The following is a 26828-nucleotide window of genomic DNA, read 5'->3' on the forward strand; positions in this document are numbered from 1 at the left end:
TAGTGGTACCGAACGAGTCATTCGGATCGAATGTCATGAACCTCACACAGGATCACGAAGTCGAGTTCGACGAATTTTCGCGGGCATGCGACCTCGTCGAGGCGTATTTCGGCGAGACCATCGACGATATCGCGCTGTCCGCGCCCGTCTCGCGCCGTCAGCTCATCGCCGTCCTCGCCCGCGCACAGCTCTCCGGTCGCCAACTCGCGATCGATGGCCTGACCGAACAGGGAGAAGTCGTCTACCAGTCCAACGACGAGACGCTGCTCTGGCTCGACGGCGGCTTCTGGACCGACATGCGCGGCCAACACCACTTAGAGCCCGACGAAGGCCGGGCCGCACGCGAAGTCCACCGTCGCCTCATCGAAGCCCTCGACGGCGACGTTCCCCACTACAACCGCGAACGCGACCCGTTCGTTCTCATCGAGCGATTCGACCTCTACGAGTAGCTCTCGGAGACTCGAGCGCGGAAAACTGGTTCTGGAACCGGTCACCCGGTCCCGAGACGTCGTTACTCCTCGTAGGCGAGGTTCATGATCCACTGCGAGAAGGCGTCGCTGTTGGGATCGACCTCTTCCTCGCCGATAAACGGCGAGAGCATGTCGCCGGCCATGAGGAGGGTGAAATCCAGATCGCGGGCGGTCGGCGTGATGTAGTAGGTGTTGTGTCCGTCGTAGACGGTGTCCTCGCGATCGACAAGTTCCTTCTCGACGAGGGACTCGACGATCCGGCTGCCCTTCCGCGAGGAGACGTCCAGTTCCTTCCAGAAATCACTCTGGTGAATGCCGCCGGACTCACGAACGAGTTCGAGGCCGGCCCGTTCGTCCTCGGTGAGTTCGGCTTCGGCCGCGGAAACGCTCACGGTGACCACCTCGCCGTGCGCGTCGCTACTGGCAGGAGTGCGTCCATATCCACAACAGAGAGAGCGAGCCGCTTAAATGTGCCCTTCCCCCTCGAGCGACGGGTCGTCGCCGCCCTCGGCGTCCTCGGCGCGGCGGTCGCTGTCAGCACCGGCGGCGGGACCGGGACCGTCGAGATCAGGGAGGTCGACGTCCTCGTAGCTCGTTCGACAGGGCGGCCCCGGCGCGTAGGCGTAGCGCGTCGTCTCGGGACCGAGCGCGATCAGCGACGACGACCGGGTCCCGAAGCCGTCCCGGTGGATGCAGACGCCATACTCGTGATCGCCGAGGACGCCGCCGGCGCGCTCAAGCCAGTCCGCGGCCGTCTCTCCCGGTTCGGCGGCGAGCGCGTCTCGAACCGCTCGAGCGTTTTCCGCCTGCTCGCGGCTCGCATCCGGGCGGATCGAGGGCGCGTCGACATCGTCGTCGACGGCGACGTTGACGACGACGTGGACTCCCGGATCGAACTCGGTCAAGGCGAGGTCGCCGTCCCACTGGTAGCAGAACGCCTCGGCCGCGTCGGCGACGACGAGGTAGAAGCCGCCGTACTCGTCGGCCGCGGTGGCGTCCTCGACGATCGACTTCGCGTCCGCCGCGGATCTGGCTGTGAGGGCATCTGCGACGAGCAGCCCGCGAGAGCGCTCGCCGGCGAGATCGGCGTCGGTCCACTTGTTCGTGATGCCGACGACGACGCCGAACTCGTTGTAGCCGATCCACGTCCCGCCGGCCGCGGCGTCGCGGGGCGCGACGATCACTGGGTCGTCGTAGACGGCGGGCGGCTTCGACTCGCGCTCGAGTGCCTCGTCACGGTTCGCGGCGACCGCGACCGGTGCGTCGTCGAAGACCCGCCACGCGAGCGTGAGCGTACACACGACTCGCGGTAGGGGTGCCAGCGCCTTAACTCCGGGTCCGGCGGCAGTCTGCGAGGAGGTGGGCCGTCGGGATTACGACGACTCGGTTACGTCCGTTCCGTTCTCGAGCAGCCGTTCCCGAACCGCGTCCCGGTCGACGGTCCCCGAGGCCGTCCGGGGAAGCGCGTCGGCAATGGCGATCGTCTTCGGGCATTTGAACCCGGCGAGGCGGTCGTCGCAGTGGGCGCGCAGGGACCGGGGCTCGAGCGAGCCACCGTTGCTCGAGTTCGGCTCCGAGTCGGGGACGACGAGCGCCGCGACTCGTTCGCCCCACTCTTCGTCTGCCAGCCCGACGACCGCGGCCGCGTCGACGCGAGGATGGGACTCGAGCGCCGCGACGACTTCGCCGGGATCGACGTTCTCGCCGCCGGTGACGATGCGGTCGCTGCGGCGGTTGAGGATCCACAGCCGGCCGTCGCTGTCCCTGTAGCCGATATCGCCGGTGTGGAGTCCGCGCGCGCCGAACGCCGCCGCAGTCGCCTCCTCGTCGAGATACCCCGGCGTCACCGTCGGCCCCGAGACGACGAGGTCGCCCGGCTCTCCGGGCGCGACCGGCTCACCGTCCTCGAGGATGGAGACGTCGGTAAAGAGCAGCGGCTGTCCGACGGTTCCCTCGTGCGCGGCGGTCTCCGCGGGCGTCGCCGTCGCGATCTGGGACGCGGTCTCGGTCATCCCGTAGGTCGGGGAGACCGGAACGCCCGCGTCGCGACAGCGCTCGAGCAGGTCGTCCGACGCGGGCGCGCCGCCGAGCAGGACGAACCGCAGCGCGTCGGTCGGTTCCCAGCCGGCGTCGAGCAGCCGCTTGCACATCGTCGGGACGAGTGAGACGCCGGTTGCGTCGTGCTCTGCGAGCGCGCGTGCGGTGCTTTCTGGCCCGAACTCGCGCTGGATCACGACGGTGGTGCCGTACAGCACCGACCGGATGACGGGTGCCAGCCCTCCCATGTGATACATCGGGAGACAGCACAGCCACCGATCGCTCGGATCGACGCCCAGCCGGAACGCCGAGGCGGTCGCGCTCGCGACGAGGTTGCCGACGGTCAGCCTGACCGCCTTCGGCTCGCCGGAGGTCCCCGACGTGAACATGATCAGCTGGGTGTCCTCGCGCTCGAGGGCGACCGGGTCGACGGACCGCGATTCTGACTCTGGCTGGGGCTCAAGCGCGGATTCGGACTCGAGATCGAAGCGAGAGCCGGGCCCGGGTCCACCCTTCCTCTCCGACGGAATCAGCGGCTCCGTCCGGTCAGCGGTCGGGTCGTCGACCGAGCGCACGACGACTGCCGGATCGGCCGCGATCTCGAGTGCGGTTTCCTCCGTGTCCGCCTCACAAACGATCGCGGTGAGATCGGTCCGGTCGACCTTCGACGCGAGTTCGCCGGCCGTCTCGCGGACGTTCAGCGGGACCGCGGTCGCCCCGATCCGCATCGCGGCGAAAAAGAGGGTCGCGAAGGCGGGTCTAGTGTCCATGAGAACGCCGATCCGGGCACGATCGTCCTGCTCAGTCGCGGCGACCAGCCCCGACGCGGCGCGGTCGACGCGGCGATCGAGCTCGCGGAAGCTCCACGCCGCGCCGGTTTCGATGTCGATCAGGGCCGTCCGCTGGGGCGTCGCCGCCACGCGGTGGGCGACCGGATCGCGCGTCGGCCAGTCGACGGGCTCGCCCGTCATGCCTTCCAGACACCCTGTACACCGAGTCCCTTCGCTTGGGGGACGACGGCCGACCCCTTCTCGAGCAAGACGGGATCCCGTCCCAGATCCGTCGCGAGCAGGTCGCCGGTCGCGAGCCCGCAGGCGGGCACATCCGGAATTGCCGCCGCGAGGTGGACCGCGCCGGTCCGCGCGACGACCCCGTCGATGGTCGTCGTCACCAGCAGCGTGACGTCGAGTTCCGTCAGCCACGCCGCGACCTTGCGCGCGACGTCGATGCCTCCGAGTGCCATCGGTTTCAGGACGACTACGTCCGCCGCGTCGGCCTCGCAGATCGAATCGACGCCGTGCTCGAGCAGCCCCTCGTCGAGCGCGATCGAGACGCCGTGGTTCCCCGCTCGGAGGTCGGCGTGACCCTCGAGCGCGCCGGCAGGTAACGGCTGCTCGAGGATCGAGACGCCAAGTTCGCCGAAGGCCTCGAGGGCCGATTCGGCCTCCTCGTAGGTCCACGCCTCGTTCGCGTCGGCCCGCAGTTCCGTGGTCTCGCCGACGCTGTCGCGCACCCGACGGACGCGCTCGACGTCTTCCTCGACGCTCCGGAGGCCGACTTTCAGCTTGCAGCAGTCGAACCCGCGGTCGACGGCCTCGCGGGCCTCGCTCGCGGTCTCGGCCGGCGAGCCGTCGCCGATCGTCGCGTTGACCGGAACGCGGCCGACCATCGGCCCCTGCCCGAGGTAGCGATAGAGCGGCGTCGAGTCGCGGGTGGCCTGCAGGTCCGCGAGGGCGAGCGACAGCGCGTGCCGGGCCGCGACCTGCCGGTCGACCGTCTCGAGGGCCTCGCTCGGCCCGCCCGTTCGAATCGCCTCCCGTGCGCGCTCGAGGGCCCGCTCGCAGTCCTCGCGGGATTCGGTCCAGCCCGGCAGCGGCGTCGCCTCGCCGTAGCCGACGGCGGGTTCGTCGCCCGCGTCGGACGCGTCCGTTCCCTCGTCGGCCAGCCGAACGAGGAAGCCGTCGCGGGAGTCGATCGTCTCGCCCGCCGTCTCGAACGGCTCGGCGAGGTCGAGCGAAAACGGGCGGTACTCGAGCGTGAGGTCGTCGTTTGGGGTCATAACAACACCAATCCCCCGGCGAACGTGACCGCGTACATCGCGAGCAGTTTGCCGGTCCCCTCGAGGGCCGGATTGAGGGCCTCGCCGTCGGTTCGTGTACAGACGGTCTTTGCGACCATCGCGGCGTAGGGCAGCGTGATAAGCGGCAGTAGCACACCCGAGCCGAATCCCGAACCGAGCCAGAACCAGACCGGGACGACGTAGGCGAGTGCGAGCATGGCAACGTACTCGAGGCGGCTCCATCCATAGCCCAGCCGGACCGCGAGGGTCCGTTTGCCGGTCTCGGCGTCGGTCTCCAGATCGCGGACGTTGTTCACGACGAGGATCGCCGTCGAGATGCCGGCGACGGGCAGGCTCGCGAGGACGGCTTCGCGCGTGACCGTTCCCGCCGGAACCGTCGTCGTCAGCGGCTCCGCGAGGACGGCCGCGGCCTGGACGTAGTACGTTCCCGTCACCGCGACGAGGCCGAAGAAGACGAACACGAAGAGATCGCCGAGTCCGTGATAGCCCAGCGGGTAGGGGCCGCCGGTGTAGGCCCACCCGCAGAAGACGCTCACGAGCCCGACGACGAGGATCGGAAGTCCCCCGACGTAGACCAGATACGTCCCGGTGAGGATCGCCAGCCCGAACGTCACGACGGTCGCGAGCTTGACCTGCTCGGGGGAGATGAGCCCCGATTGGGTGACGCGGGTAAAGCCCTCGCGGTCCTCGGTGTCGGCACCCTTGATCGCGTCGTAATAGTCGTTCGCGAAATTCGTCCCGATCTGTATCAGCGCCGACCCGACGAACGCCATCACCGCCGGCAGCGGCGCGAACACGCCCTCAGTGGCTGCGAGTCCCGTCCCCACGATGATCGGGGCCGCAGCCGCGGGCAAGGTCTGGGGGCGGGCCGCCATCAGCCACGCCTTCGTCCGTGATATCTCGACCTCGGCCGAACTCATGGCTCGAGTGTCCCACTCGAGAGAGTGTCAACGTTGGCATTGCGAGTCGTCACCCGCGGGCGAACAGCTAGTCGGGGACCGCTAGCTCGAGTGGCTCAATCTCGAAAAACGCCGTTTCGTACCCCTGATGGCGCGCCGTCTGCGGGGGCGACTCGATCTCGATCGTCACCGCGTCGCCGGCTCGGATATCGGCGAGCGAGCGCCCGTAGTGCAGCCCCACCTCGCCGTCGAGGGTCTGTCCCAGTTCGACCGGGCTGTCGCCGACCGGTTCGCCGTCGCGCTCGACGACGGCGCGCAGCGAGGTGTTCGTCAGCGGTACGCGGTTGTACGGCGTCCTCGGCGAGACGAGCAGGTATCGACCGTCGCCGTCGGCGAGCCGGGAGCCGGACTCGAGCAACGTAACCACAAAGGCCGCGTCGCCGCTTCTGGGGAGATCACCAGCGGACGCGCCGTCTGGGTCCGCGGTTGGGTCGACCAGCCGTGTTCCGGGATACTCCTCGGCCGGCGGGAGCGCGGAGTATGGGATTTCGGCCATTCCGTCCATTCCTCCGTCGCTGCCGCGAGTCATCGGCTCGAGCGCACCCTGTTCGCCCCATCGCTCCCGATCGAGCAATTCGATGCCGTCGACGACTTCCTCGCGAAAGGCCTCGTCGTAGGTGAACTCGAACGTCGCGGTCCCGCCGTCCGCGAACCGGCCCGCGAGGGACCCGGTTCGACGGGTCGGCAGCGGCGGCAGTTCGACGCTGACGGCGTAGGTCCCGTCGGCCGGCAGGGAGACGTTGTCGCCGAAGTGCAGCCCCATCTCCTGGGAGAGCATGGGCCACAGCGACCGCGATGCGAGTCGCTCGCCGTCGCCTTCGATCGTCACCGTCGGCTCGGCCCCACCGGGGAGGACCGTGTCCGTCTCCCGATCCCAGCAGACGAGCATGAGGTGGACGCCGCGTCCGGACTCGGGTTCGACCAGCCGGCGGTCGGTTCCGGTGACGACCCAGAACGGATGCGGGTAGGAGAGCATCGGTGCTATCGCATAGTCGCCGGCAGTGATCGGCTCGAGCGCTCGCATCGATTTCCGGTGGCCGGGGAGATAGACCGCCTCCGGCGGGTCCTCGAGCATCGGGATCGGCGCGGTTCCCGTAACGTCGTCATCGCTACTCCCCCCGTTTTCGCGGTCACCGCTGGCGTTCCGACCGTCGCTCTCACTACCCGGAGCCGCACAGCCGGCGACGGCGAGCGCGGCCGGGATCGGTGCCGTCCGTCGGAGGAACGTTCGTCGATTCATGGTCGTCACTCGAGTCGGTACCGATCAGCCGATCAGTAGTGCCACGGGAAGTCGTCGAAGTCGGGCTCGCGGCCCTCGACGAAGGCGTCCCGTCCCTCCGCCGCTTCGTCGGTCATGTACCCCAGCCGGGTGGCCTCGCCGGCGAAGACCTGCTGGCCGACCATCCCGTCGTCGGTCATGTTGAACGCGTACTTGAGCATCCGCATCGCCGTGGGGCTTTTCGAGTTGATGCGGTCTCCCCACTCGAGGGCGGTTTCCTCGAGTTCGTCGTGTGGGACCGCCTCGTTGACCATGCCCATGTCGGCGGCTTCCTCGGCGTCGTAGGTCTTCCCGAGGAAGAACACCTCGCGGGCCTTCTTCTGGCCGATCTGTTTGGCTAAGTACGCGGAGCCGAAGCCGGCGTCGTAGCTCGCCACGTCGGGATCGGTCTGGAGGAACTTCGCGTGCTCCTCGCTCGCGATAGTGAGATCGCAGACGACGTGCAGCGAGTGGCCGCCGCCGACGGCCCAGCCCGGCACCACGGCGACGACCACCTTCGGGATGTGGCGAATCAACCGCTGGACCTCGAGAATGTGTAGTCGCCCCTGTTCGGAGGCTCGCTCTTCGTCACCCTCGTACTGATAGCCGTCCTCGCCGCGGATCGTCTGGTCGCCGCCGGAACAGAAGGCCCAGCCCTCGTCTTTCGAAGACGGTCCGTTGCCAGTTAGCAAGATACAGCCCACGTCGGTCTGGCGCTTGGCGTGGTCGAGTGCGTCGTACAGCTCGTCGACGGTCCCCGGCCGGAAGGCGTTGCGAACGTCCGGTCGGTCGAACGCGATCCGAACCGTGCCGGAGTCGACCGCGCGGTGGTAGGTAATATCGTCGAACTCGTCGTTCAGGTCCGCGACCGGCTCCCACTGCTCCGGGTCGAAGAGTTCCGAAACCATTTGCTCGACGTTGGGTCGCGGGATATGAAATAGGTTCGCGTCGAGATCTCTTCAGCAGTTGAGGCCGGTCCACCCAACCCATACGATGTGAACGCAGCGTGGTTTCATTCAGACGGCGCAGATTGTCGACTGCTCAGTAGGTTGTGCGAATCGCGCATGGTGTCACGTCAGCCTTCGGCGGGCGAACTGTTCAGCGCGGGAAAGATGGGTTCGACTAGGGGGACGTCGAGACACTATTTTAGATCCTGCACAAGGATACGTCGGTGATGCCGCCCTACATCGACGAGGTTCTATTCAGTGAGCCATCCGGCCGTCGCCTAGCACTTGTTCACTGCAGCGTGTCACTCGCTTTCTTGAGCATGTACACGTATGCCTGGAGCGCCGGCGACGCTGGCTCGAGCGGGTGGTTACTTTTTATGGTGGTCGGAACTGCTCTGGCTGGTATCGCCGAGTCCCTCCCGGAGACCCGGCTACGGGCAGTAGGCGTCCTCCGTTCCGCGGGGATTCTCGTATTGCTGTGTGTCGTCGCTGCTCCCTTCCTCGATATCGAATTTATTATCGGAGGATAACCGCCGTGACCGCCGCTTTTCTACCAGCTCTTTGGGAATGTATCGACTATAGGCTGAACAGGCGTAACACCGCGGCCTTCAGGCCGTGGATACGTGCCGTCACTCCATGAGACAGTCCACCGTTCAAACGCCTTCTCCGAGTTTTCCATAGTGATATTTAAGTGATAAGCCGCTATACTTGGAGAGAGGAATCGGTCGGAACGGAGTGGATTCCGAACCGTCCGTCGGAGGCGGCTTGTCCGCCCACATAACGAGGCAGTATTCGAAAGAGGGCAGTCGGTGAACGCAGATGCTTGAAGCGTGTGTCTGTGCTGACTGCTCAAAGCGAGCACCACGATATCCCCAACTCTGTTGACGCCTGCCGGCGTCCCTGTGGCAAAAATAACACCGGGATGCCATACACGGTCAAGGATAGGGGTAACGGCGGTTTGGCACCGCCAGCAGTCCACCAGTTCGATGCTGTGGGACTATTCGTGCCCGAAAGAACTGGTAGTCCGGTAATTGGACTGCAAACCTGAAACTCCCACTGCTCGGGATTCCTCCGCGTTCACGCGGAGGAGGATGTCAATTAGTGGCAATTGATGGATGAACTCAGCGCCCATCGTGAGCGAAGGCCCCTGTTCGGTGAATCCCCGTACTGAACTCATACTCCGTATCGAGGGGGTAGACGAATACTCGAGCGTGTCGTGGCTTCGATACGTGAGTCTCGCTGCACCGTCTTCCGGCGGATTGCCCGGCGGTCCGACGTCGACCGGCCAACGTACGAGTCTAGCCCGCTGTTCGATCGCTCGTCCTTCGCCCCTCTCGTTCTGTATATCTTTATTTGATTTATGTGGCCGCCACGAGACATGGGTAGTTGCTAGCACAAGTCATACGGCGAGGACACTATCGGCCACGAGCGACAGTCGTCTAGCCCGATTGGTTTTTTACGCGAACGTTCGAGTGGTCCGTACGAGATGGGCGAGACGTACTACGACGTCCTCAAGGTCGACCCGACGGCCACTCGAGACGAGATCGAGGCGGCCTATCGAGAACGGGTCCTCGAGACGCATCCGGATCACTCCGATGACCCCGACGCGGCCGAGCAGTTCCAGCGGGTGACGACGGCGAAGTCGGTGCTCACCGATGGAACCGAACGCGCCCGCTACGATCGGCTTGGCCACGAGTCGTACGTCGGACTCGCCCACGGCGGAGAGGCACAGGATAGCGACGACTCGAACCGAGAGAACGCGACAGCAGCACGGTCGGATTCGGAAAGCCGTCACACGACAACGGGGCGGACATCGACCGGTGGGAAAACGACCACAAACGGTACGAGCACAGCGTCGACCACAAATGCGGGATCGTCCGGGTCGAACAGTGGGTCGTCCGACACCGGCGACAGACGGACGAACGCGACCGCTCGAGGACCGAGCGAATGGGCCGAGTGGGTCCGAACGAACGCCGGGAGTATGCGGACCGAGAGCGATGGCACCGATCGGACGGCATGCCATCACGCTCGCCAACGGTCCGAGAGACGCCGACAACGCGCGAAGCAACGAGCGGCCGGGGACTGGCCGTTCGACAGCGACGGCCCCAGTGCCTCAAGTGCGACGACGGATACACCACCGGGAGAGACCGAAGACACGCAGGAAAACACAGCACCCGAGTACTCGGTCCACGACTGGAACGGCGAGGTCGACCTCGAGTGGGAGGGACCCGCGATCGATCGGACGACGGCGATGTCGGTCGGTGCCGTGGCGCTGCTATATCCCCTGTTCGTCGCCGCGAGCCTCACGCCGCTGTTTTCGCTGTCGATCAACGCGATCATCGCCGCCTGTACGCTCGCGCTGATCGGCTATCTGCTGACGATGCCCCGGATCGCGGCCGCGGCCTTTGGCGGCTGGAGCGTCCTCTTTCCGGTCGGCATGCTGTGGTCGACGGCCATCGACCCGCTCTCCCTGTTCGGACTGTTCGCGCTCGGATTCGCGTGGATTCCCTTCGGTTATGCCATCGCGCTGTGGTGGATACTGCGGCCGTAAGTGCGAGCGGCTCGCGAAAACAGTCAAAACACGCATCTCGGCATGAATTACTGGGAAGCGCGTACCGACTCGAGATCAGTTTGACCCGTCGCCCGCCGTCTCGAGATCGCTCGCGACCGCGGTTCGCACGCGCGCTGCGAGCGCGTCGCGCCGCCGGTGGTTCGCTTCGGAATCGAACTCGACCGCGAGGAGTTGCGTTCCCGCCGCCTCGAGCGAGCGCCGGTAGGCGGCCGCGAAGTTCGCGTGGGTCACGCGCTCGAACTCGATGTCGTAGACGCCGGCGAGGTCCTCGAACTCGAGGCCGTGGGGCGTCTTGAACTGGTCGGTAAATGGCGGGTCGAATTCCTCGATCGGAAGCTTGTGGAAGATGCCGCCGCCGTCGTTGTCCAGCAACACGATCGTGGCGTCGACGTCGCAGCGGTCGACCGCGAGGAGGCCGTTCGAATCGTGATAGAGGGACAGGTCGCCGGTCGCGAGCACCAACGGCTCGTCGGTCGCGCTTCCGGCCCCGAGCGCCGTGCTCGCGATCCCGTCGATGCCGCTCGCGCCGCGGTTCGCGAGCACCGTCAGATCGGCGGCTCGCGGCCGAGCGAATCGATCCGTATCCCGGATCGGCATGCTGTTCGAGACGAAGACGGTCGCCGGGTCGGGCGCGTTCGAGAGTACCGACGCGAGGATCGCGCCCTCGAACGGCTCCGACTCGAGCGAATCGGCGGACAGCGCCTCGTCGTAGATTTCCCATTGCCGTCGCTCGGCCGCGTCGAATCGGGCTCGCCACCCGGCATCGGGCCGGCCGTGATCGGTATCGGGATCGCCATCGGCGTCTCCGAGCGCTTCGAGCAACCCGTCGATGACGGTTCTAGGCTCCGCCGCGAGCAGATCCGTCGCGGTGAACGTCGCCTCGCGCCACGCGCCCGCGGGATCGACGAGGAACTGGCGGGCGTCGGCGTCGCGGAGCCAGTGGCGGAGCGGTTTCGACGTGGGAGAGGCCCCGAATCGGAGGACGACGTCCGGTGTCGGCAACTCCTCGATGTAGGTATCGTAGCCGCCGTAGATCGAACGCGATTTTCCGTTCCTCATCCCGTCCCCGCCGCCCTCGCTGTCGATTGCGGCTCCACCCTCGCGTCCGACGTGCGGGCCGAACCGCAGTCCCGAAAGCGGGTCCGCGAGGACTGGCGCGCCGAGTCGATCCGCGAGGTCGGTCACGGCCGCGGGCTCGAGGTCGCCAAGTGTCGTCGGATCGGCGGGCCCCGCGACGATCAGCGGTCGATCAGCGGCCTCGAGCGCACCCAGGAGCCGTCGGTGGTCGTCGGCCGCGAGCGTCTGCGTCCCGCCAGTGGTTTCGACGAACGGGCCGTCGCGTCCCCGCCCGGACGCCGTCTCGGCGAACGAGTCGGGCACGTCGCCGGGGACCTCGAGCGGCTCGAGGGGCTTGCGAAACGGACAGTTGAGGTGGACGGGACCCGGCGGGACGCCGGTCGTTTCCGAGAGCGCTCGAGCCGCGGTCGTCCGGAGGCTCCGTACTTTCCGCTCGTCGGGTTCGGGGTCTGGCAGTTCGGCGTCCCACCGGACCGCGTCGCCGTAGAGTTTGACCTGATCGACGGTCTGGTTCGCGCCGCTATCGCGTAATTCCGATGGCCGATCGGCCGTGAGAACCAACAGCGGAACGCGGGCCTGATCGGCCTCCATCACGGCGGGGTGGAAGTTCGCCGCCGCCGTCCCTGAGGTACAGACCAGTGCCGTCGGCTCGCCGGTCCGGCGGGCGCGACCGAGCGCGAAGTAGGCCGCCGAACGCTCGTCTAAATGCGAGTAGACATCGATCTCCGGGTGCTCGGCGAACGCGACCGTCAGCGGCGTCGACCGGCTCCCGGGCGCGAGACAGACGGCCTCGAGGCCGCCCGCCGCGAGTTCGTCGACGAGGATGCGACCCCACAGAGTCGCGCGGTTCGGTGCGCTCATCTCAGGTGTTATCGCAGTTCATCGAGGATCGGTCGGAACTTCAGCTCTACTTCGGCCCACTCTTCGTCGGGATCGCTGTCGGCGACGATCCCGTTGCCGGCGAAGAGCGTCACCGTCCCGTCGGCCGCGACGCCCGAGCGAAGCGCGACCGCAAACTCGCCGTCGCCCGTAGCGTCGAACCAGCCGACGGGCGCGGCGTACCACCCCCGGTCGAACGGCTCCGTCTCACGGATCGTCTCCCACGCCGCGTCCGGCGGCACCCCGCCCACCGCGGGGGTCGGATGCAACGCCTCGACGAGTTCGAGGACGTGTCGGTTCCCCTCGAGTCTCGCTTCGATCGGCGTCCGGAGGTGCTGAATCGTCGCCAGCCGGCGGATCGTTTGCTCGCGGACGGTGAGTTCGCGCGCGAAGGGGTCGAGTTGGTCGCTGATCGCGTCGGCGACGAGCCCGTGTTCGTGCTGGAACTTCGCGTCGGCGCGCATCCGCTCGACGTGTTCTTCGTCTTCGTCCGGCGTCTCCCCGCGGGGGACCGAGCCGGCGAGTGCTTCCGTCTCGACGCGGTCGCCGCGTTTCGAAACCAGCCGTTCGGGCGGCGCGCCGAAGAACGTCCCGCCGATCCCGTGGCCGACCAAAAATCGGTAGCAGTTCGGGTACCGGCGGCGCAGTCGCTCGACCGTTGCAGGCACGTCGATCGGCCCCTCGAGTTCGACCGAAAGGGCCTGTGCGAGGACAACTTTGGTCAGCGTTCCGTCGGCGATCCGCTCGAGGGCGGCCTCGACCTGTGCGGTCCAGTCGGCCTGTGAGGTCGTCCGGCGGGTGGCGGCGACGCCAGGCGTCGAGCCGCTCGGTCGCATCGCCGGCAGGTCCTGTACGCGCTCGTGCCAGCGCTCGAGTCGGTCGTCGACCTCGTCGGCGCTGGGTCCGACGGCCGTCAACCACGTTCCCTCGTCGGTTCGGGTAACCAGTATCTCCGGGACGACAAAGGAGGCCGCGTCGAACCCGGTCCACGGCGGGTCCGGCTCGTGGCCGTCGTGAAAGGAGACGCCGCCGACGGCTCGCGGCCGAGCCGCCTCGGGACCGTCGTGTGCGAGCCCGTCGAACGCGCGGCTCGCCTGCGTGCGAATTCGATCGAATCGGTCGGGACCGGCGGCGGTAAACCGCGCGGCGACGCCCCGACCGACGAGTTCGAGACCGTCGGGCGTGGCCCACTGGACGCGGGACTCGGCGCTGCCGTCGAGTATCGCGCTGAACGAGACGTCCTCGAGTTCGCGGCTCCGGCTTACGAGGCCGTCAGCCGCTGCAGTCGAAGCCGTCTCACCCGCCAGTCGACCATCGCCCGACGATCGATCCATCGACCACAGGTCAGGACCGCCTCGCCTTCAGCCTAACTATTCGGTGGCTGACCGAGATTGTCACGCTAACTGTACCGCTCTTCCTGCCACGGATCCGCGGTCTGAGAGTAGCCCCGCCGCTCCCAGTAGCCCCGCTGGGGCTCGGTGAGGAACTCGATGCCGTCGACCCACTTCGCGCCCTTGTAGGCGTACCGGTGGGGCGTGACCACCCGAAGCGGGCCGCCGTGATCCTCGGGGAGCGACTCGCCGTCGAATTCCCACGTCAATAGGACCTCATCGCGCATGCAGTCCTCGAGGGGGAGATCCGTCGTGTAGCCGTCCAGCGCGGAGAACATGACGTGGACCACGTCGTCGTGGACGCCAGCCCGCTCGGCGAGTTCGGGGAACGACACGCCAGTGAACTCACAGTCGAACTTGCTCCAGCCGGTCACGCAGTGGAAGTCCTGTCGCTGGGTGACACTCGGCAGGTCCCGGAACTCGTCCCACGAGAAGGAGAGTTCCTCGTCGACCGCGCCGGTGACGGTGAACTCCCACGTCTCGGGGTCCCAGTTTGGCGTCCCGCTCTTCGAGAGGACGGGAAACGCGGACGTCTCGCGCTGTCCGGGCGGCAGTCGCTCGTCGCCGAACTCCTGATAGAGGTCCGTAACGTCCGTTGTGTCCATGTGCGTTCGTACGTCCCGACGGACGTAGATGTGACGCATCGGCTGTTTCCTCGATCGTTTCCAGTGATCGTTCCCGGTGGACGATTCACATTTGGCGAGGTCATTCGGAGTCCACCCCGCGGAAAGCGTGCCGATTCGACCCGTGACTCCGGACTGCTGGGACGATCGCGAAGCCACGCCTCGACTAACCCCGAATTGGCACGACGAGATCGGGTTCGAAACTGATCGAAACGGTCCGTCGGCCGGGACTACTCGGGGGTTTCTCGCGAAACCCTCGCCATCACTTAGTACAGTCTCGCCGAGGGAAATCACTGCATGGCGAGCAGACAACAACTAACGGAACGAGAGATGTCCGGACAGCCAGCGGAAGAAGTCGGTGAACAGGCGATGGGGCCTGCGTTCATCGCGTCGGCCGCATCGGTCGGCCTTTCGCTATACTACTTCTTCATGCGCGGGGAGCGCCAGCTCGGCGCGTTTATCGGTCTCTGGCCGCCGACCATCCTCGCGTTCGCGAGTTACTTCAACCAGCGCAAGATGCGCCAGCAACTCGACACGCTGACCCAGCCCGGAACAAAGCTGAAGAACGCGTTCGACTCGATGATGGGCAACCGCTAACTCGAGCCGGCATCGCTTTCTCGTCGTCGGTTCCCGCGACGCTGTCGGCCGCCGCTCGAGCGGTCGCTCCTCTTGGCGAACTGAAACTCCGCTTCGGCCGCTGTTGGTTCCCCGTCAAACCTAAATACCCCCTCGCCGAAAGCCGAATCAGATGCCGAAAGTAGAGATCACCATACCGGAGCACCTCGAGATGCAGATCGCCCAGATGGTCGAACGCGGCGAGTTCGTCAACCGCGAGGAGGCGATCGAGGACCTCCTTTCGACGGGCATCAAGGCCTACAAGACCAGTGGACCCTCCGACGAAGAGGAGGGAGCAGGAACCGGCGGGACCGGCTTCGAAGACGACGGCATGATGGGCCACGACGACGAGTACGTCTTCTAGCTTATATCCCGACCGCGAGCAACGGAATTCCGAACGCGATCGCCGCGCCGACCAGCGCGACGACCAACCCGATCAGGACGGCCCGTGACGAGTAGTCGCTCATCGGTGCGGTCGTTCGCTCGGCGTCGAGATCGTGCCCGACGTCGGCTCCCGTGTCGTCACCTTCGGGGGTTTCGGTGTCGTCTGCCATACGTGCTCGTTCTCGGTTCGATCACTTAAGAACACCTACACGGATCGTCGACGCGCGTCCCGATTCCGGGTCGTCTCGGCTCGCGAACACGATCCAGACCCCTTTACTACCCCCAGTGCGAACTGTGCGGTAGGTATCACATGGTATTGACCAAGCGAGTCATCCCGTGTATCGACGTGGATCTCGACGAGGACGGGAACCCGGCGGTCTACACCGGCGTCAACTTCGAGGACCTGAAATACACCGGCGATCCGGTCGAGATGGCTAAGGCCTACAACGAGTCCGGCGCGGACGAGTTCGTCTTCCTCGACATCACCGCCTCCGCGGAGGGCCGCGAAACGATGCTCGACGTTGTCGAGCGCGTCGCCGACGAGGTCTTCATTCCCCTCACGGTCGGCGGGGGCATCCGCACCACCGAAGACATCAAGGAGACCCTGCGCGCCGGCGCGGACAAGGTCTCGATCACCACCGGCGCGCTCGAGCGCCCCGAACTGATCAACGAGGGCGCGAAGGCCTTCGGCAACCAGTGTATCGTCATCAGCGTCGACGCGAGACGGCGCTTCGACGAGCAGGGCGAACACTACGTCGAAATCGACGGCGAGTCCTGCTGGTTCGAGTGCACCAAGAAGGGCGGCCGCGAGGGGACCGGGATCGACGTCCTCGAGTGGGCCCAAGAAGCCGAGTCCCGCGGGGCGGGCGAACTCTTCGTCAACTCGATCGACAAGGACGGCACCAAAGACGGCTACGACCTCCCCCTGACGGAGGCCGTCTGCGATGCCGTCGACACCCCGGTCATCGCCTCTTCGGGCTGTGGCGGCCCCGAGGACATGTACGACGTGTTCACCGAGGCCGGTGCCGACGCCGGCCTCGCGGCTTCCATCTTCCATTTCGACGAGTACTCCATCGAGGAGACGAAGGCGTATCTCGACGAGCGCGACGTTCCCGTCCGCCTCTGAGCCCGTTCTCGACTCCGATCGCCCGGCGTCGGCGACCCCGGCGATCCGGTCGGGCATCCAGTACGTTTATTCCGTCCCGGTCCCCCGTTTCGGTAGTGAAATGGCGGTGTACGCGGTGTGGCAAACCGCACGCGGAAGACGACCCGCCCTGTGACGAGTGCGGCCACAACGCCTTCGAGAAGGCGATCGTCCGGGTCGACGAGAGCGGCGATGACCGCAGCGGCGGCGAACGCAGCGGCAGCGAGCCGATCCCCTCGGGCACCGTCGAGACCGGTCCGGAGTACGTCTGGGCCTGTACGAACTGCGGACGGGAACACGTCCGGAACACCCCGCCCTGTTCTCGCTGTGGCAACCCCGACCTCGAGCGGGTCGAGCAGACCTACGAGGGGCTGGAACGCGATCTGGACACGCCGAGCTGGTTCGAGGTCGCAAAGCCCTACCTGCCGATCTTCGTCGCCATCGGCGTGATCGTCGCGCTGTTCGCGACGGGGATCGTCTCGCCGACGATCCTGCCGGGGATCGGCCCGCCGTCGCCGCCCGACGCGCCGGGACAGGATTCGACAGCGTCCGGACTCGATCTCGAGGCAGTGGATCAAGCGGTCCACGACCGACTCAAGGAAGAGCGAGAGCCGTCGGAACGCCGAACGTACGACGACGGGCTCGCGGGCTACGCGGAGTACCAGAACCAACGGATCGTCGTGATCGAATTCGAGGACAGGACCCCCGATCGGGTGAACGCCGACGAGTTCGATCACAACTGCGAAGCTGCAGTCCAAGGCGCACCGGCAGTCCTCACGGACGTCTCGGTCGACGACTACGCCGACGAGTCGGGACTCGCCGCAGATATCGCCTCGGCGTTGCGCTCGCAGTACGGCGACGACATGCGGACCGGGTTCGACGCCGAAGGTATCGACGTTCACGTCGCGCCGAACGGGGACGTCTACGCCTTCTATGCGGCGTGCTAACCTACATCGGCAACTGACGCATTATTTCAGCGCTGCAATTCAGTAAGGGGTATCATCTCGCTATCTCTCCGCCGGCCGTGAGCCGACTCGAATGACGAGAGAGAACAGAAGAACGATCGAGAGCCCTGCGATCGACGAGTTACGCGGCCGCTTCGAACGCGTCTCGGAAGGAGTTCGCCTTCTCGCGGACGGTGACGGCGGCCTCCTCGAGACACTCGAGGGGATCCGCGCCACCCTCTGTCTTGATCGTCAGGATCGGCTCGGTCTGGCCGCCCGACTGTTCGGGGTTGACGTCGTAGGTCGCTGCGCTCACGTCGTCGTGCTCGAGCAGCGCGCCCTTGAGCACGTTCATGAATGTGTGATCCTCGCCGGCGATTTCGATCGAGAGTTCGTCCTCGGTGCTCTCGGTGACCCGCAGTTCCATGTCACGGAGTCCGTTCGTCGGCTGCTTGTACCTTTCGAAGCCGCCGCTCGAGGACCGCACGCGAAGGCAAATCACTATACGCCGCCGTTCGAACCACGGGATATGCTCTCGCTTGCGGCCCTGCTAACGATCGTCGTGATCGCGGCGTTGCTGGGGTCGGTCGCGGTCGTCAGGCGGGTCCACCGGCCGGCTCGGCGCTGGCGCGACGTCCTCGAGTCGCGGTTCGTGTACGGGGTCCCGTGGGGGTCGCTGATCGTGATCGCGTTCGTGGTCTGTGTCTATCTCTTCGTCCAGGACGGCATCGCGGACGTGTCCGATCCGGTGACGATCCCCTACCGCACGTGGTCGTACTTCTACCCGCTCGGGATGGCAACGGCGTCGTTTTCTCACGCCGGACTGGGCCACCTGCTCGGCAATCTGGCCGGCACGGTCGTCGTCGCCCCGCTCGTCGAGTTCGCGTGGGGCCACTATCCCGATGACCGGGACCCGAACCAGGCCGACTCGTGGCGGACGAATCCGCGGCTGCGGGCGTTCGTGCTCTTTCCGCTGGCCGTCGTCGCCGTCGGACTGGCGACAAGTCTCTTCTCGCTCGGCCCCGTGATTGGCTTCTCGGGCGTCGTTTTCGCCCTCGCCGGCTTCGCCATCGTCCACTATCCGATCGTCACGATCGTCGGCACGCTCGGCGTCCAGAGCGTGATTTTGCGGCTCTATTACGCGCTCCGGGAGCCGATCAGCGTCTACACCGCACAGCCGAGTCCGCCGTCTGCACCCTCGTGGGCCGGCATCGCCATTCAGGGCCACGCGCTCGGCCTCTTCATCGGCTTCGTCCTCGGCATCGCGCTCCTCGAGCGCCGGGGGTCCCGTCCGAATCCGCTGCGGCTGTGGCTCGCCGTCCTCCTCTTTGGCTTCTCGAAGCGACTGTGGGCGATCTACTGGTTCGGCGGCGAGAACACGTACATCCTCTTTCAGGGCCCCGGCATCGCCGTCGTCTCGATACTCGCGCTGGTGGTCACCCTCTCGATGACCGCCTCCGAGAAACCGCTCGTTCCGGCGCGAGTCGAGGAGTTGTTCGCCGGATCGGAACGGGCGAGCCCGCGGCCGAACGGGGGGCAGCCGACGCTCGAGCGACCGTTCGAACTCGCCGGCAGTCCCGCCGATAGCGCCGTCCACGACCGACTCGAGCGCGTTCGCGAACTCGCGTCGGGAGTTCGAACGCGAGCCGCCGGAGCTACTGACTCGAGCGCGCTGTCGGACCTGACACGCAAACAAGCCGCGTTTCTCGCGGTCGTCGCCGTCCTCGCGATCCTCGCCGGAGTCGCGATTCCCGCCAGTTTCCTCGTCGTCGAGGACGCGACCGCGTCCTCCGACGCCGCCGTCCAGATCGAGGACTACACCGTCGAGTACGTCGAGGGCGTTCCGAACGGGCTCGTCTCCGGGATCGGCATCGAAGCCCTCGAGAGCGACGACGGCCTCGAGTCGAGCGGGGTGATCGTCGCCAGCGAGCAACGCAACGTCTGGCTCGAGGCGGTCAGCGCCCAGCGGCTGTCCTTTACCGGCGAGGAGACGGTCACCGTCGGCGGCCCCGGCTGGCGCGAGGCGGTCCACGTCGAGCGCACCGGCTGGGAACCGGTCGGCAACGAGACCGTCTNTCAGGTCTGGCTGTGGCAGGACGGCAGCGACAGACGGCTCGCATACGAATCAAACGAGTCGCGAGCCGAGGCTCGGATCGCCGGGCGAAACGTGACGATCGACTCCGCCGACGGGGAGTTCGTCTTCGAGGTCGACTCGAGCGAAAGTGCGGTTGCGACGACGCCGATTCCGGAAGCGAACGAGACGGCGGCTGCGGGCGGGCTCACCTTCGAACGCAGCAACGAGACGGTCTACGCGTCCGCCGATGGAACGCGTGTTGCGGTCGCGAGCAAGGAGGCGTACGACCAGGTCGGATGATTGCGCTCTCGGGATGTGAACCAGTTACTTTTTAGTAAAGAACGTAGTGGTTAGATTGATGTCATCTGATGACACTCGAATCGACAGGCTCGGCAAACGGGGGCGTTCGCTCGTCTCAGCGGTCCCGCCCTGGCTGGTCGGTCACAATCCCACCAGATCCCTGACCATCGTTTTTCTGGCGACCGTGGGGACGCTCGCGGTTGCAGCGGGGGTCGGAATGACCGTGGGAAGCGACCGCGTTGCCGACGCAGCCGTCGAAACGTGGCGCGGTGCCACAGTCCATTACGAAATCATCGCTGTCGCCTGCCTGCTCGTCGGCGTCGCCGCGGTGAGTGGCGCTCTCAACGCCGGATTGATTCCGGCGTTCTCGCTGGTCGCCAGCGTCCCGTTCGGCATCGGACTCGCACGATACGGAACTGAATATGCCGTCGGAAACATGAGTGTGACCGTCTCGTTGTCCGAGGCGATCGCCGATGGGCTGGGCGCTGCACTCGTCATCGGCCTCCCGCTCGCAGTTCTCGGATACCTCGTGGAGGCCGCCATCAGACGCGTCGGCAGTGGCAATCGAGGCAATTCCAGCTCTCCACTCCGTCCCAACCGAAGCTGACCCGTTACTCCCACTCGATTCTGAAGACCTCGGCCTCGAGCGTCGCTTGGGCCTCGGTGTGAAACTCGAACCGCTTCGCGATTGGAAACTCGGCCCGAAACGCGTGAGTCACATCGCCGCCCGCGTCGGCGGCGAAGGACTCGACGAACTCCTGGCTTCCTTCGTTGTGGATCGTGTACGAGACGGATGCGATCTCGCGTGCCGTCTCGAGGAACTCCCGATCGGCGTGGCGGTTCCCCCGCTGGGCACCGAACGGCGGGTTCGAGAGGACGGTCGCGTCGGTCGTCGAAAACGGGTGTCGAGTGACGTCCCCACGGAGCCACTCGATCGCGCGTCCGCGGCCGCGCTCGGACAGTACCTCCCCTTCGTTTCGGCGAGCCAATGCGAGCGCAGCCGGGTCCACGTCGATCCCCGCGACCCGCCCGGCACCGGCGAGCGACGCCGCGATCGCGAGCATCCCGGTTCCGGTTCCCAAATCGATAACCCGTCGCTCGAGGTCGTCTTGCAACCCGGCCAGATGACAGAGGTGTGCGGCGAGTTCCGCCGGTGTGAGATACTGCTCCAAGTCGGCGTTGGGATCGGAAAAGTCAGCGACCGACTCGAGGCGGCGGGCGAGCGTGCGCCGAGCGAGGCCGGCCATCTCACGCGCCGACGGCGATCGGTCCCTCGAGCTCGAACGCGAGTCCCTCGCGGTCGGCCCGTTCGGCACAGGCCGCCAGCGCGGGGCGGACCTTCTCGGGGTCCGCGACGTCGTCGACGGCGACGGTGACCGTCCCGACGCCGAGGAACGAGCCGGCGCGCACGTAGCCGCGGATGCGGTCTACTTCCTCTTGCGTCGCCAGCGAGCAGTCCTCGTCGAAGCAGGCCTCGACGGTCAGCTCGGCGGGGACCAACCCTTCCGCGGTCAGTTCGCCCTTGAAATCGCGCAGGTACTCCGGGGACGTCGACTCGAGCGCGTCGGCCTCGAGGGTGACGGGAGTGGCGTCTGCGGGCTGACAACCATCAATCGCACGGGCGTGGGATGATGTCGTACTCATTGCCAGACCATACATGGCTTGCATACAAAAAGATTGTTGAATACGTAGTAGTAATACACTCGAGCCGATGCGACGGCGCGTGTGGGTGCGGGTTCCGGAGGCCGGCCGAAAAATCACGGTTTCGAGACACTTTCGAATAGAGTTAAGGACGGCCCGGGAAAGTTACAGGTATGGACGAGTGTCCACGGTGTGGGGGAGCGATCGAAGAACTCTCGCTCGGCGACGTGTCGACGGTGACGTGTTCCCGCTGTGGGTACGCCGACGTGCCCGTCGAACACCTACCCGCCGGTGAGGAGCCGGAGTCGTGGCGAGACGCCTTCAACCGCTTTTACAAGGAGTAAGTCGACGGTCCTCGAAGTCGCGGTCGGTTCGGGTCGATCCGCGATCCGAGTCACTACTCTCCGAGACGCAAGTGTGAAAAAACGGGTTCTAACCGGCCAACGAGTTACTCGTTTGCGGCCGCCGCTTCTGCTTCCTCGTCGGCTTCGTCGTGGTCGATATCCTCGTCGGACCGGGCCGCGACGAGGCCACCGCGTGCCACGCTGTACAGCGGCTCGTTCGCGTGGGTCACACCGCTGATCGAGAACGGAATGTTCGCGTCCTCGAGGTGGTCCTTGAACAGGGCCTCGAAGCCGCTGGGGCTCGAGGTCCCGCCGGTGACGACGACGGGGACGTCGAGTCCTTCCTCGACGTCTTCCTCGTCGACTTCCGTGACGATGTTCTCGATGACGTAGTCGAGCAGGTTCTCGTAATAGATTGACAGCGCCCCTTCGACGCCGCCGACATCGGTCGTGAAGTCGAGTTCGAAGTCGTCTTCCTTGATCGAGGTAACCTTGTCGACGGGGGTTCCCGTCGCGCGTGCGGCCTGTTCGTCGACCCAGTCGCCGCCGCGGGCCACCGAGAACTTCATGACGGGGACCGCGTAGTAGGAGAGACAGACGTTCGTCATCCCGGCACCGAACGAGATGCCGAGTCCGGTGAAGTTGTTGTCCGCGAGTTCGCTGTAGATGACGGACATCCCCTCGTTGATCGGTTCGGAGTCGTAGCCCATGTCGTCGAGGAACGACTCGATCGTCTTCTGGTGGTACAGCGTCGAGAGATCCGAGTCGATCGGATCGGCGGGGGACGAGAAATAGAGCTTCTCGTCGGGATAGGCGGGCTCGCCGACGACCTGCTCGATGATGAGCTTCATCATCGGGATCGCGCTCTGCTCGTCGTTCGAGAGGATCCCGTGTTTCATCGGCCGGCGGGTCTCCTTGTTGAAGATATTCGCGAAGTTCAGGGCGTCGTCGCCGACGACGTAGACCTTATCGTCCTTGCGAATGTGGAGCACTTCGCTTCGCGAGAGCATCTGCTCGGCCATATCCGAGTACTCGATCTCGACGAATGAGTTACGCTGTTGCACGAAAACCGTGTCGTTCCCATCCTGTTGTGCTGACAGGATGTTCATCGTACCGACGTCCAGGCCTTTGGCCATGTGTGGGCAAGGCCACCGACGGATTATAAATCTATGTGCGTTACATTCGGATCTGATACTACGTCGTAACAGAATATTTCTTTCCGCGGCGGCGATTAATTACGCTTTAGGAGGTTTCGGAACCGATCGAGGAGGGAGGCCACCGGTTTCCGCACGGTATCGACAGCGCCACTGTCGTCGTCGGCCGTCGCCAACTCCTCTGCACGCTGCTGTTCGCGGAGTTCTTTGAGCTTGGCCGTCTGATCGTCGACCGTCGATTTCGAGGTCGTCTCTTTCGTCTCGCCGCCTTTCAGCCCCTTGAGCCCGCTGACCTGTGCGTCGACCCCCGACGAGCGGGTGGTCGTGGTTCCGGCGTCGGTATCAATACTGACATCGTCGAGGTCGTCGCTCGAGAAGTTCAGCCGTTTGTGCTCGGTCTTCTCGACGCCGCCCCACGAGAGTTCGACGCCGTCCATCGCATCGTCGATGTCCTGTTGGATTTCCTCGTCGGTGAGTTCGGGATCGTCGTCCGCGTCGGCCGTCTCGGTGGCGACGACCTCGGCCTGTTGGGCCATGTCGAGGTAGTGGGCGATGAGCGCCGCGCCCGTCGAGGCGGTGATCGCCGCGAGGCCGACAGCGTAGGTTGCGATGACTTCGACGGTGTAATCGGCACCGTAGCCGTTCCAGTTGTCCGGATAGGCAACGAGAAAGCCGACGACCGCGCCGATCGTGACGGCGACGCCGGCGATCGACGTGTACAGCATCCGCCGCTCCGAGGGCAGGAGGACGACGATGCCGAGCATCGTCACGGGAAGTGCCGTCATCGCAAGCGCGTACGCGGGACCGACCCACGCGAAGTAGCCGCCGGATCGCGCCTCGAACGTATTGCCCCACAGAAAGAGCAGGAGTCCGATGATTGCCAGCCCGATCCCGCCGAGAAAGAGTCCGAACCCGACGTAGACGTCGGTCCGGTCCTCGGGTTCACCGATGTATCGACGATAGAGGTCGAAGAGATAGCCGTCTGCGGCCTGTTCCGCTGCCATTAGCCCCCCGTTTACACTCCAGTACTATGACTGTTGGGACGAGAAAGGAACCGACACCGACCGTCGCCGCCGGCGCGGCCGAGTCCGGCCACAGGGGGCCTCGAGCCCGTCATCCCGTCTGAGACCGGCCGACGACCCTGCCTGTCGCCCCACGAAATCGGTGGGTACTCGGTGACTGCGAACGCGGACCGACCGGAACGCCGGCGAATTCCTGCGTCTCGAGACAGCGTGCAGTATATACGTCCGTGGTCGTTAGAACGGTCAATGAGTCAGGAGTCGGAGTACACCGAGGGGGACCTCCGGAACACCGGAATGCAGCTCAAGCACGACCGCGAGTGGGACTACGAGCTCGAGCAGATCGTCGAAGCCATCGAAGAGCGAGACGCGAAGAAGGTCGGCCTGCAGTTCCCGGAGGGACTGAAACGTCGCGGCCCGGCTGTCGCCGACGACCTCCGCGAACTGTCCGACGACGACGTGACGTTCATGCTCTCGGGCCAGCCCTGCTACGGGGCGTGTGACCTCGATACCTATCTGATGAAACGCACCGACGTGTTCGTTCACTTCGGTCACTCCCCGATGAAGGACACGGACAAGGTGATCTACGTGCCGCTGTTCTCGAACGTCGAGGTCACGCCGATCATGGAAGAATCCCTCGAGACCCTCGAGCCGCCCGAAGAGACCGAGGGCGTCGGGCTCGTCACCACGGCCCAGCACATGAACCTGTACGACGAGATGAAGGCGTTCTTAGAGGAGCAGGGCTACGAGGTCCAGAGCCGCCGCGGCGACGAGCGACTGACCCACGAGGGACAGGTGCTCGGCTGCAACTACGCGAGCGCGGACGTGCCCGCGGACCAGGTACTCTACGTCGGCGGCGGGAAGTTCCACCCGCTCGGCCTGGCGATGGAACACCCGGACAAGCACGTCGTCATCGCGGACCCGGTCAACAACGTTGTCACCGTCGCGGACACGGACAAGTTCATGAAACAGCGCTACGGAGCGATCCACCGCGCGATGGACGCCGAGAAGTGGGGCGTCATCTTTTGTACCAAGATCGGGCAGGGTCGCTGGGAGATGGCCCAGGAGATCCTCGAAGACAACGAGAACGCCTACCTCATCACGATGGACGAGGTGACGCCGGACCGCCTGCGGAACTTCGACATGGACGCGTTCGTCAACACCGGCTGTCCGCGGATCACGACCGACGACGGACCGCAGTTCCACAAGCCGATGCTGACCCCCGGCGAGTACGAGATCGCGGTCGGCAACAAGCCACTCGACGAACTCTCCTTCGACACGTTCCACGGTACCTGGTAGCGGGCCCGTAGAACGCGCGCCGGATCCTCGTTTTTCCCGTCGGATTCGGTACAGCACGGACGACTCTCTCCGATCGAGTAGTTTCGGCTTCGACTGTCTATTCGGAACGCGTATCGGAACCGTATGCTACGTTCATCGAAATAATAGTATATATTGTTGAATATCTCTCTAAAGAAGGGTAATACGGTACTGAATCCAAAGTGGTTTGGAGCAGTTCTTTTGCACGCTAGTCCCCGACGAGTAGTCGATGAGTAACTCAGATCCGAGCGGATCCGCGGCCGCCCTCCGCGACGACTACTTTGCCGCCCTCGCCGACGCCCGCCGCCGAACCGTCCTCCGTCTCGTCTGCGACCGATCGCCGCAGGGAGTCGAGAAAGACGATCTTGCGTTCCACCTCGCGGCGGTAACCTCGGATAAACGGCTCGCGTCGGTCACCGACGACGACCACCAGCGAGCGCTCGTCGACCTCCACCACCGACTGCTCCCCCGCCTGACGGACGCGGGCCTGCTCGAGGAGACCGACGACGAACTGATTCGGATTGCCGACACTCCCGCGTTCGACGGATTCGATCTCGAGGCGGCCGTTTCGAGCCGCCGAACCGACGACGTGGCCGAACTCGATGCCGTCTTCGCGGCGCTCGCCGACGACCGTCGGCGAACCGTTCTCGCCGTCCTCAGCGACCAATATCACCCGATTGCGACCGAGACGCTCGCCCGCGACGTCGCGGCCCGCGAAGCCGACGTGTCCCAGCGCGAGGTGTCTCAGGAACGCGTCGACGAAGTCCGTGTCTCGCTCGTCCACGTGCACCTGCCACAGTTGTGCGAGGCCACGCTTGTCGGCTACGACGAGGCCGACGAAACGAAACGCGTCTCCTACGAGGGCCACCCGGCCGTCCGCGCCGAGTGGATCCAGCCTGCCGACAGCGCACTGGCGACGACCGGCAGTACTGGCACCGACGCCGCTACCGATGTCGACGCGCCCGTGAACGGCACGGCGGAGACGGACGTCCGCACGCTCGAGGGCCGGGACACGATCATCGCGACCGGCCAGTCCCTCTGTGAGCGCGCGGAGGACGAACTCTTCTTGATGTTTACGACGACGGGGCTGCTCGAGGAGGGATGCTTCCGCCAGATCGAGGACGCGGTCGATCGCGGCGTCGATGTCTACCTCGGCTCGCGCGACCCGCGTGTGCGAGAACTCGTCGGCGAGCGCGTGCCCGAGGTCGTCCTCTGGGAACCCCAACTCGACTGGCTCAACCTGCCGCCTGAAGGCGAGTCGGTGGGTCGACTGGTCTTTGCCGACCGTGAGGCGATCATGCTCGGGACCCTCGGCCAGCCGCTGGCGGACGACGGCGAGTACGCCGAAACCGCGATCCTGGGCGAGGGACCCCACAACGGACTCGTCGTCCTCATGCGTCAGATGCTCGGCTCCCGCCTCGACGAACTCGACGCACGCAGCATGGACCGCCGGTCGCAGCTCCCGCTGTAATATCGTGATCAGACGCCCGCGCACAGTCCTGTCCGCTCTTCTCTCGACCTGAGCTCGGTTCGCGACACTGTCGGCACGTCGATCCGTCAGCGGAGACGACAACATTTACCCAGTCGGTCCTCGCACCC

28 protein-coding genes are annotated in these 26828 nt (G+C 65.6%); 12 read left to right on the forward strand and 16 right to left on the reverse strand.

The window, feature by feature from the left end; all coding sequences use genetic code 11:
- Nucleotides 1-35: 35 nt before the first annotated feature.
- On the forward strand, nt 36-449 hold the full coding sequence (locus C489_RS04905; protein WP_006430055.1) for a hypothetical protein: 414 nt from the start codon (nt 36-38) through the stop codon (nt 447-449).
- A gap of 62 nt (nt 450-511) precedes the next feature.
- Here the strand turns inward: C489_RS04905 and C489_RS04910 are convergent, their stop codons facing one another.
- The 7 genes from C489_RS04910 to C489_RS04940 form a co-directional block, all read right to left on the reverse strand.
- Entirely contained in the window at nt 512-862 is a 351-nt protein-coding gene (locus C489_RS04910; protein WP_006430056.1) for a helix-turn-helix transcriptional regulator, read from the reverse strand.
- A gap of 72 nt (nt 863-934) precedes the next feature.
- A complete protein-coding gene (locus C489_RS04915; RefSeq protein ID WP_006430057.1) occupies nt 935-1771 on the reverse strand; it encodes an NRDE family protein in 837 nt (278 codons plus the stop codon).
- Nucleotides 1772-1843: 72 nt separating this feature from the next.
- Nucleotides 1844-3478, reverse strand: a complete 1635-nt coding sequence (locus C489_RS04920) for a class I adenylate-forming enzyme family protein (RefSeq protein ID WP_006430058.1) — start codon at nt 3476-3478, stop codon at nt 1844-1846.
- Complete coding sequence (locus C489_RS04925; RefSeq protein WP_006430059.1) at nt 3475-4566, reverse strand: mandelate racemase/muconate lactonizing enzyme family protein; 1092 nt, start codon at nt 4564-4566, stop codon at nt 3475-3477. The genes C489_RS04920 and C489_RS04925 overlap by 4 nt, the downstream gene beginning before the upstream one ends.
- A complete protein-coding gene (locus tag C489_RS04930; protein ID WP_006430060.1) occupies nt 4563-5507 on the reverse strand; it encodes a 1,4-dihydroxy-2-naphthoate polyprenyltransferase in 945 nt (314 codons plus the stop codon). Before C489_RS04930 ends, C489_RS04925 begins: the two co-directional genes overlap by 4 nt.
- Nucleotides 5508-5574: 67 nt before the next feature.
- Nucleotides 5575-6786, reverse strand: a complete 1212-nt coding sequence (locus C489_RS04935) for a DUF7350 domain-containing protein (RefSeq protein ID WP_006430061.1) — start codon at nt 6784-6786, stop codon at nt 5575-5577.
- Between the two features lie 32 nt (nt 6787-6818).
- Nucleotides 6819-7712, reverse strand: a complete 894-nt coding sequence (locus C489_RS04940; RefSeq protein WP_006430062.1) for a 1,4-dihydroxy-2-naphthoyl-CoA synthase — start codon at nt 7710-7712, stop codon at nt 6819-6821.
- 266 nt (nt 7713-7978) lie between these two features.
- Between C489_RS04940 and C489_RS04945 the strand changes: the two genes are divergently transcribed.
- Both C489_RS04945 and C489_RS04950 read left to right on the forward strand, forming a co-directional pair.
- Nucleotides 7979-8281 (forward strand): hypothetical protein, encoded by a 303-nt coding sequence (locus C489_RS04945; RefSeq protein ID WP_006430063.1) that lies wholly within the window; start codon nt 7979-7981, stop codon nt 8279-8281.
- 956 nt (nt 8282-9237) lie between these two features.
- Nucleotides 9238-10302 (forward strand): J domain-containing protein, encoded by a 1065-nt coding sequence (locus C489_RS04950; protein WP_006430064.1) that lies wholly within the window; start codon nt 9238-9240, stop codon nt 10300-10302.
- Nucleotides 10303-10377: 75 nt separating this feature from the next.
- On the opposite strand, the gene menD is transcribed toward C489_RS04950, so the two are convergent.
- From menD to C489_RS04965, 3 genes are all read right to left on the reverse strand, one after another.
- The gene (gene menD, locus C489_RS04955; RefSeq protein ID WP_006430065.1) at nt 10378-12261 is read right to left on the reverse strand and encodes a 2-succinyl-5-enolpyruvyl-6-hydroxy-3-cyclohexene-1-carboxylic-acid synthase; all 1884 of its coding nucleotides are present in this window, start codon (nt 12259-12261) and stop codon (nt 10378-10380) included.
- A gap of 8 nt (nt 12262-12269) precedes the next feature.
- Complete coding sequence (locus C489_RS04960) at nt 12270-13613, reverse strand: isochorismate synthase (protein WP_006430066.1); 1344 nt, start codon at nt 13611-13613, stop codon at nt 12270-12272.
- A 65-nt stretch (nt 13614-13678) separates the two neighbouring features.
- Nucleotides 13679-14314, reverse strand: coding sequence for a sulfite oxidase-like oxidoreductase (locus tag C489_RS04965; protein ID WP_006430067.1), 636 nt, complete (start codon nt 14312-14314; stop codon nt 13679-13681).
- Nucleotides 14315-14590: 276 nt separating this feature from the next.
- Between C489_RS04965 and C489_RS04970 the strand changes: the two genes are divergently transcribed.
- Nucleotides 14591-14890, forward strand: coding sequence for a hypothetical protein (locus tag C489_RS04970; protein ID WP_049890616.1), 300 nt, complete (start codon nt 14591-14593; stop codon nt 14888-14890).
- A gap of 151 nt (nt 14891-15041) precedes the next feature.
- The gene (locus C489_RS04975; protein ID WP_006180851.1) at nt 15042-15272 is read left to right on the forward strand and encodes a ribbon-helix-helix domain-containing protein; all 231 of its coding nucleotides are present in this window, start codon (nt 15042-15044) and stop codon (nt 15270-15272) included.
- Between the two features lies 1 nt (nt 15273).
- On the opposite strand, the gene C489_RS04980 is transcribed toward C489_RS04975, so the two are convergent.
- The gene (locus C489_RS04980) at nt 15274-15462 is read right to left on the reverse strand and encodes a DUF7550 family protein (RefSeq protein WP_006430069.1); all 189 of its coding nucleotides are present in this window, start codon (nt 15460-15462) and stop codon (nt 15274-15276) included.
- 140 nt (nt 15463-15602) lie between these two features.
- Between C489_RS04980 and hisF the strand changes: the two genes are divergently transcribed.
- Both hisF and C489_RS04990 read left to right on the forward strand, forming a co-directional pair.
- A complete protein-coding gene (hisF, locus tag C489_RS04985) occupies nt 15603-16418 on the forward strand; it encodes an imidazole glycerol phosphate synthase subunit HisF (protein ID WP_006430070.1) in 816 nt (271 codons plus the stop codon).
- A gap of 95 nt (nt 16419-16513) precedes the next feature.
- On the forward strand, nt 16514-17383 hold the full coding sequence (locus C489_RS04990; RefSeq protein WP_006430071.1) for a hypothetical protein: 870 nt from the start codon (nt 16514-16516) through the stop codon (nt 17381-17383).
- A gap of 139 nt (nt 17384-17522) precedes the next feature.
- Here the strand turns inward: C489_RS04990 and C489_RS04995 are convergent, their stop codons facing one another.
- Complete coding sequence (locus tag C489_RS04995; protein ID WP_006430072.1) at nt 17523-17807, reverse strand: DNA-directed RNA polymerase subunit L; 285 nt, start codon at nt 17805-17807, stop codon at nt 17523-17525.
- Between the two features lie 102 nt (nt 17808-17909).
- On the opposite strand from C489_RS04995, the gene C489_RS05000 reads away from it, so the two are divergent.
- Nucleotides 17910-19754 (forward strand): rhomboid family intramembrane serine protease, encoded by a 1845-nt coding sequence (locus tag C489_RS05000; protein WP_006430073.1) that lies wholly within the window; start codon nt 17910-17912, stop codon nt 19752-19754.
- A gap of 217 nt (nt 19755-19971) precedes the next feature.
- Nucleotides 19972-20361, forward strand: a complete 390-nt coding sequence (locus tag C489_RS05005) for a hypothetical protein (RefSeq protein WP_006430074.1) — start codon at nt 19972-19974, stop codon at nt 20359-20361.
- Nucleotides 20362-20365: 4 nt separating this feature from the next.
- Here C489_RS05005 and C489_RS05010 read toward each other — a convergent pair whose 3' ends face one another.
- Both C489_RS05010 and C489_RS05015 read right to left on the reverse strand, forming a co-directional pair.
- Nucleotides 20366-21001: an METTL5 family protein gene (locus C489_RS05010; protein WP_006430075.1), complete on the reverse strand. Its 636-nt coding sequence runs from the start codon at nt 20999-21001 to the stop codon at nt 20366-20368.
- Between the two features lies 1 nt (nt 21002).
- On the reverse strand, nt 21003-21398 hold the full coding sequence (locus tag C489_RS05015) for a hypothetical protein (protein WP_006430076.1): 396 nt from the start codon (nt 21396-21398) through the stop codon (nt 21003-21005).
- Between the two features lie 170 nt (nt 21399-21568).
- Between C489_RS05015 and C489_RS20670 the strand changes: the two genes are divergently transcribed.
- The gene (locus tag C489_RS20670; protein ID WP_006430077.1) at nt 21569-21739 is read left to right on the forward strand and encodes a zinc finger domain-containing protein; all 171 of its coding nucleotides are present in this window, start codon (nt 21569-21571) and stop codon (nt 21737-21739) included.
- Between the two features lie 104 nt (nt 21740-21843).
- On the opposite strand, the gene C489_RS05020 is transcribed toward C489_RS20670, so the two are convergent.
- Nucleotides 21844-22875 carry a disk-shape morphogenesis protein volactin gene (locus C489_RS05020; RefSeq protein ID WP_006430078.1) on the reverse strand — a complete coding sequence of 344 codons (1032 nt, stop codon included), beginning with the start codon at nt 22873-22875 and terminating at the stop codon, nt 21844-21846.
- 95 nt (nt 22876-22970) lie between these two features.
- Nucleotides 22971-23897, reverse strand: coding sequence for a DUF7139 domain-containing protein (locus C489_RS05025; protein ID WP_006430079.1), 927 nt, complete (start codon nt 23895-23897; stop codon nt 22971-22973).
- A 264-nt stretch (nt 23898-24161) separates the two neighbouring features.
- Here C489_RS05025 and dph2 point away from each other — a divergent pair, with 264 nt between their 5' ends.
- A complete protein-coding gene (gene dph2, locus C489_RS05030; protein WP_006430080.1) occupies nt 24162-25211 on the forward strand; it encodes a diphthamide biosynthesis enzyme Dph2 in 1050 nt (349 codons plus the stop codon).
- A gap of 247 nt (nt 25212-25458) precedes the next feature.
- Complete coding sequence (locus C489_RS05035; RefSeq protein WP_006430081.1) at nt 25459-26700, forward strand: DUF7344 domain-containing protein; 1242 nt, start codon at nt 25459-25461, stop codon at nt 26698-26700.
- Nucleotides 26701-26828: the final 128 nt, after the last annotated feature.

The organism is Natrinema versiforme JCM 10478, assembly GCF_000337195.1.
In the GTDB taxonomy this organism is placed as follows: Archaea; Halobacteriota; Halobacteria; order Halobacteriales; family Natrialbaceae; genus Natrinema; species Natrinema versiforme.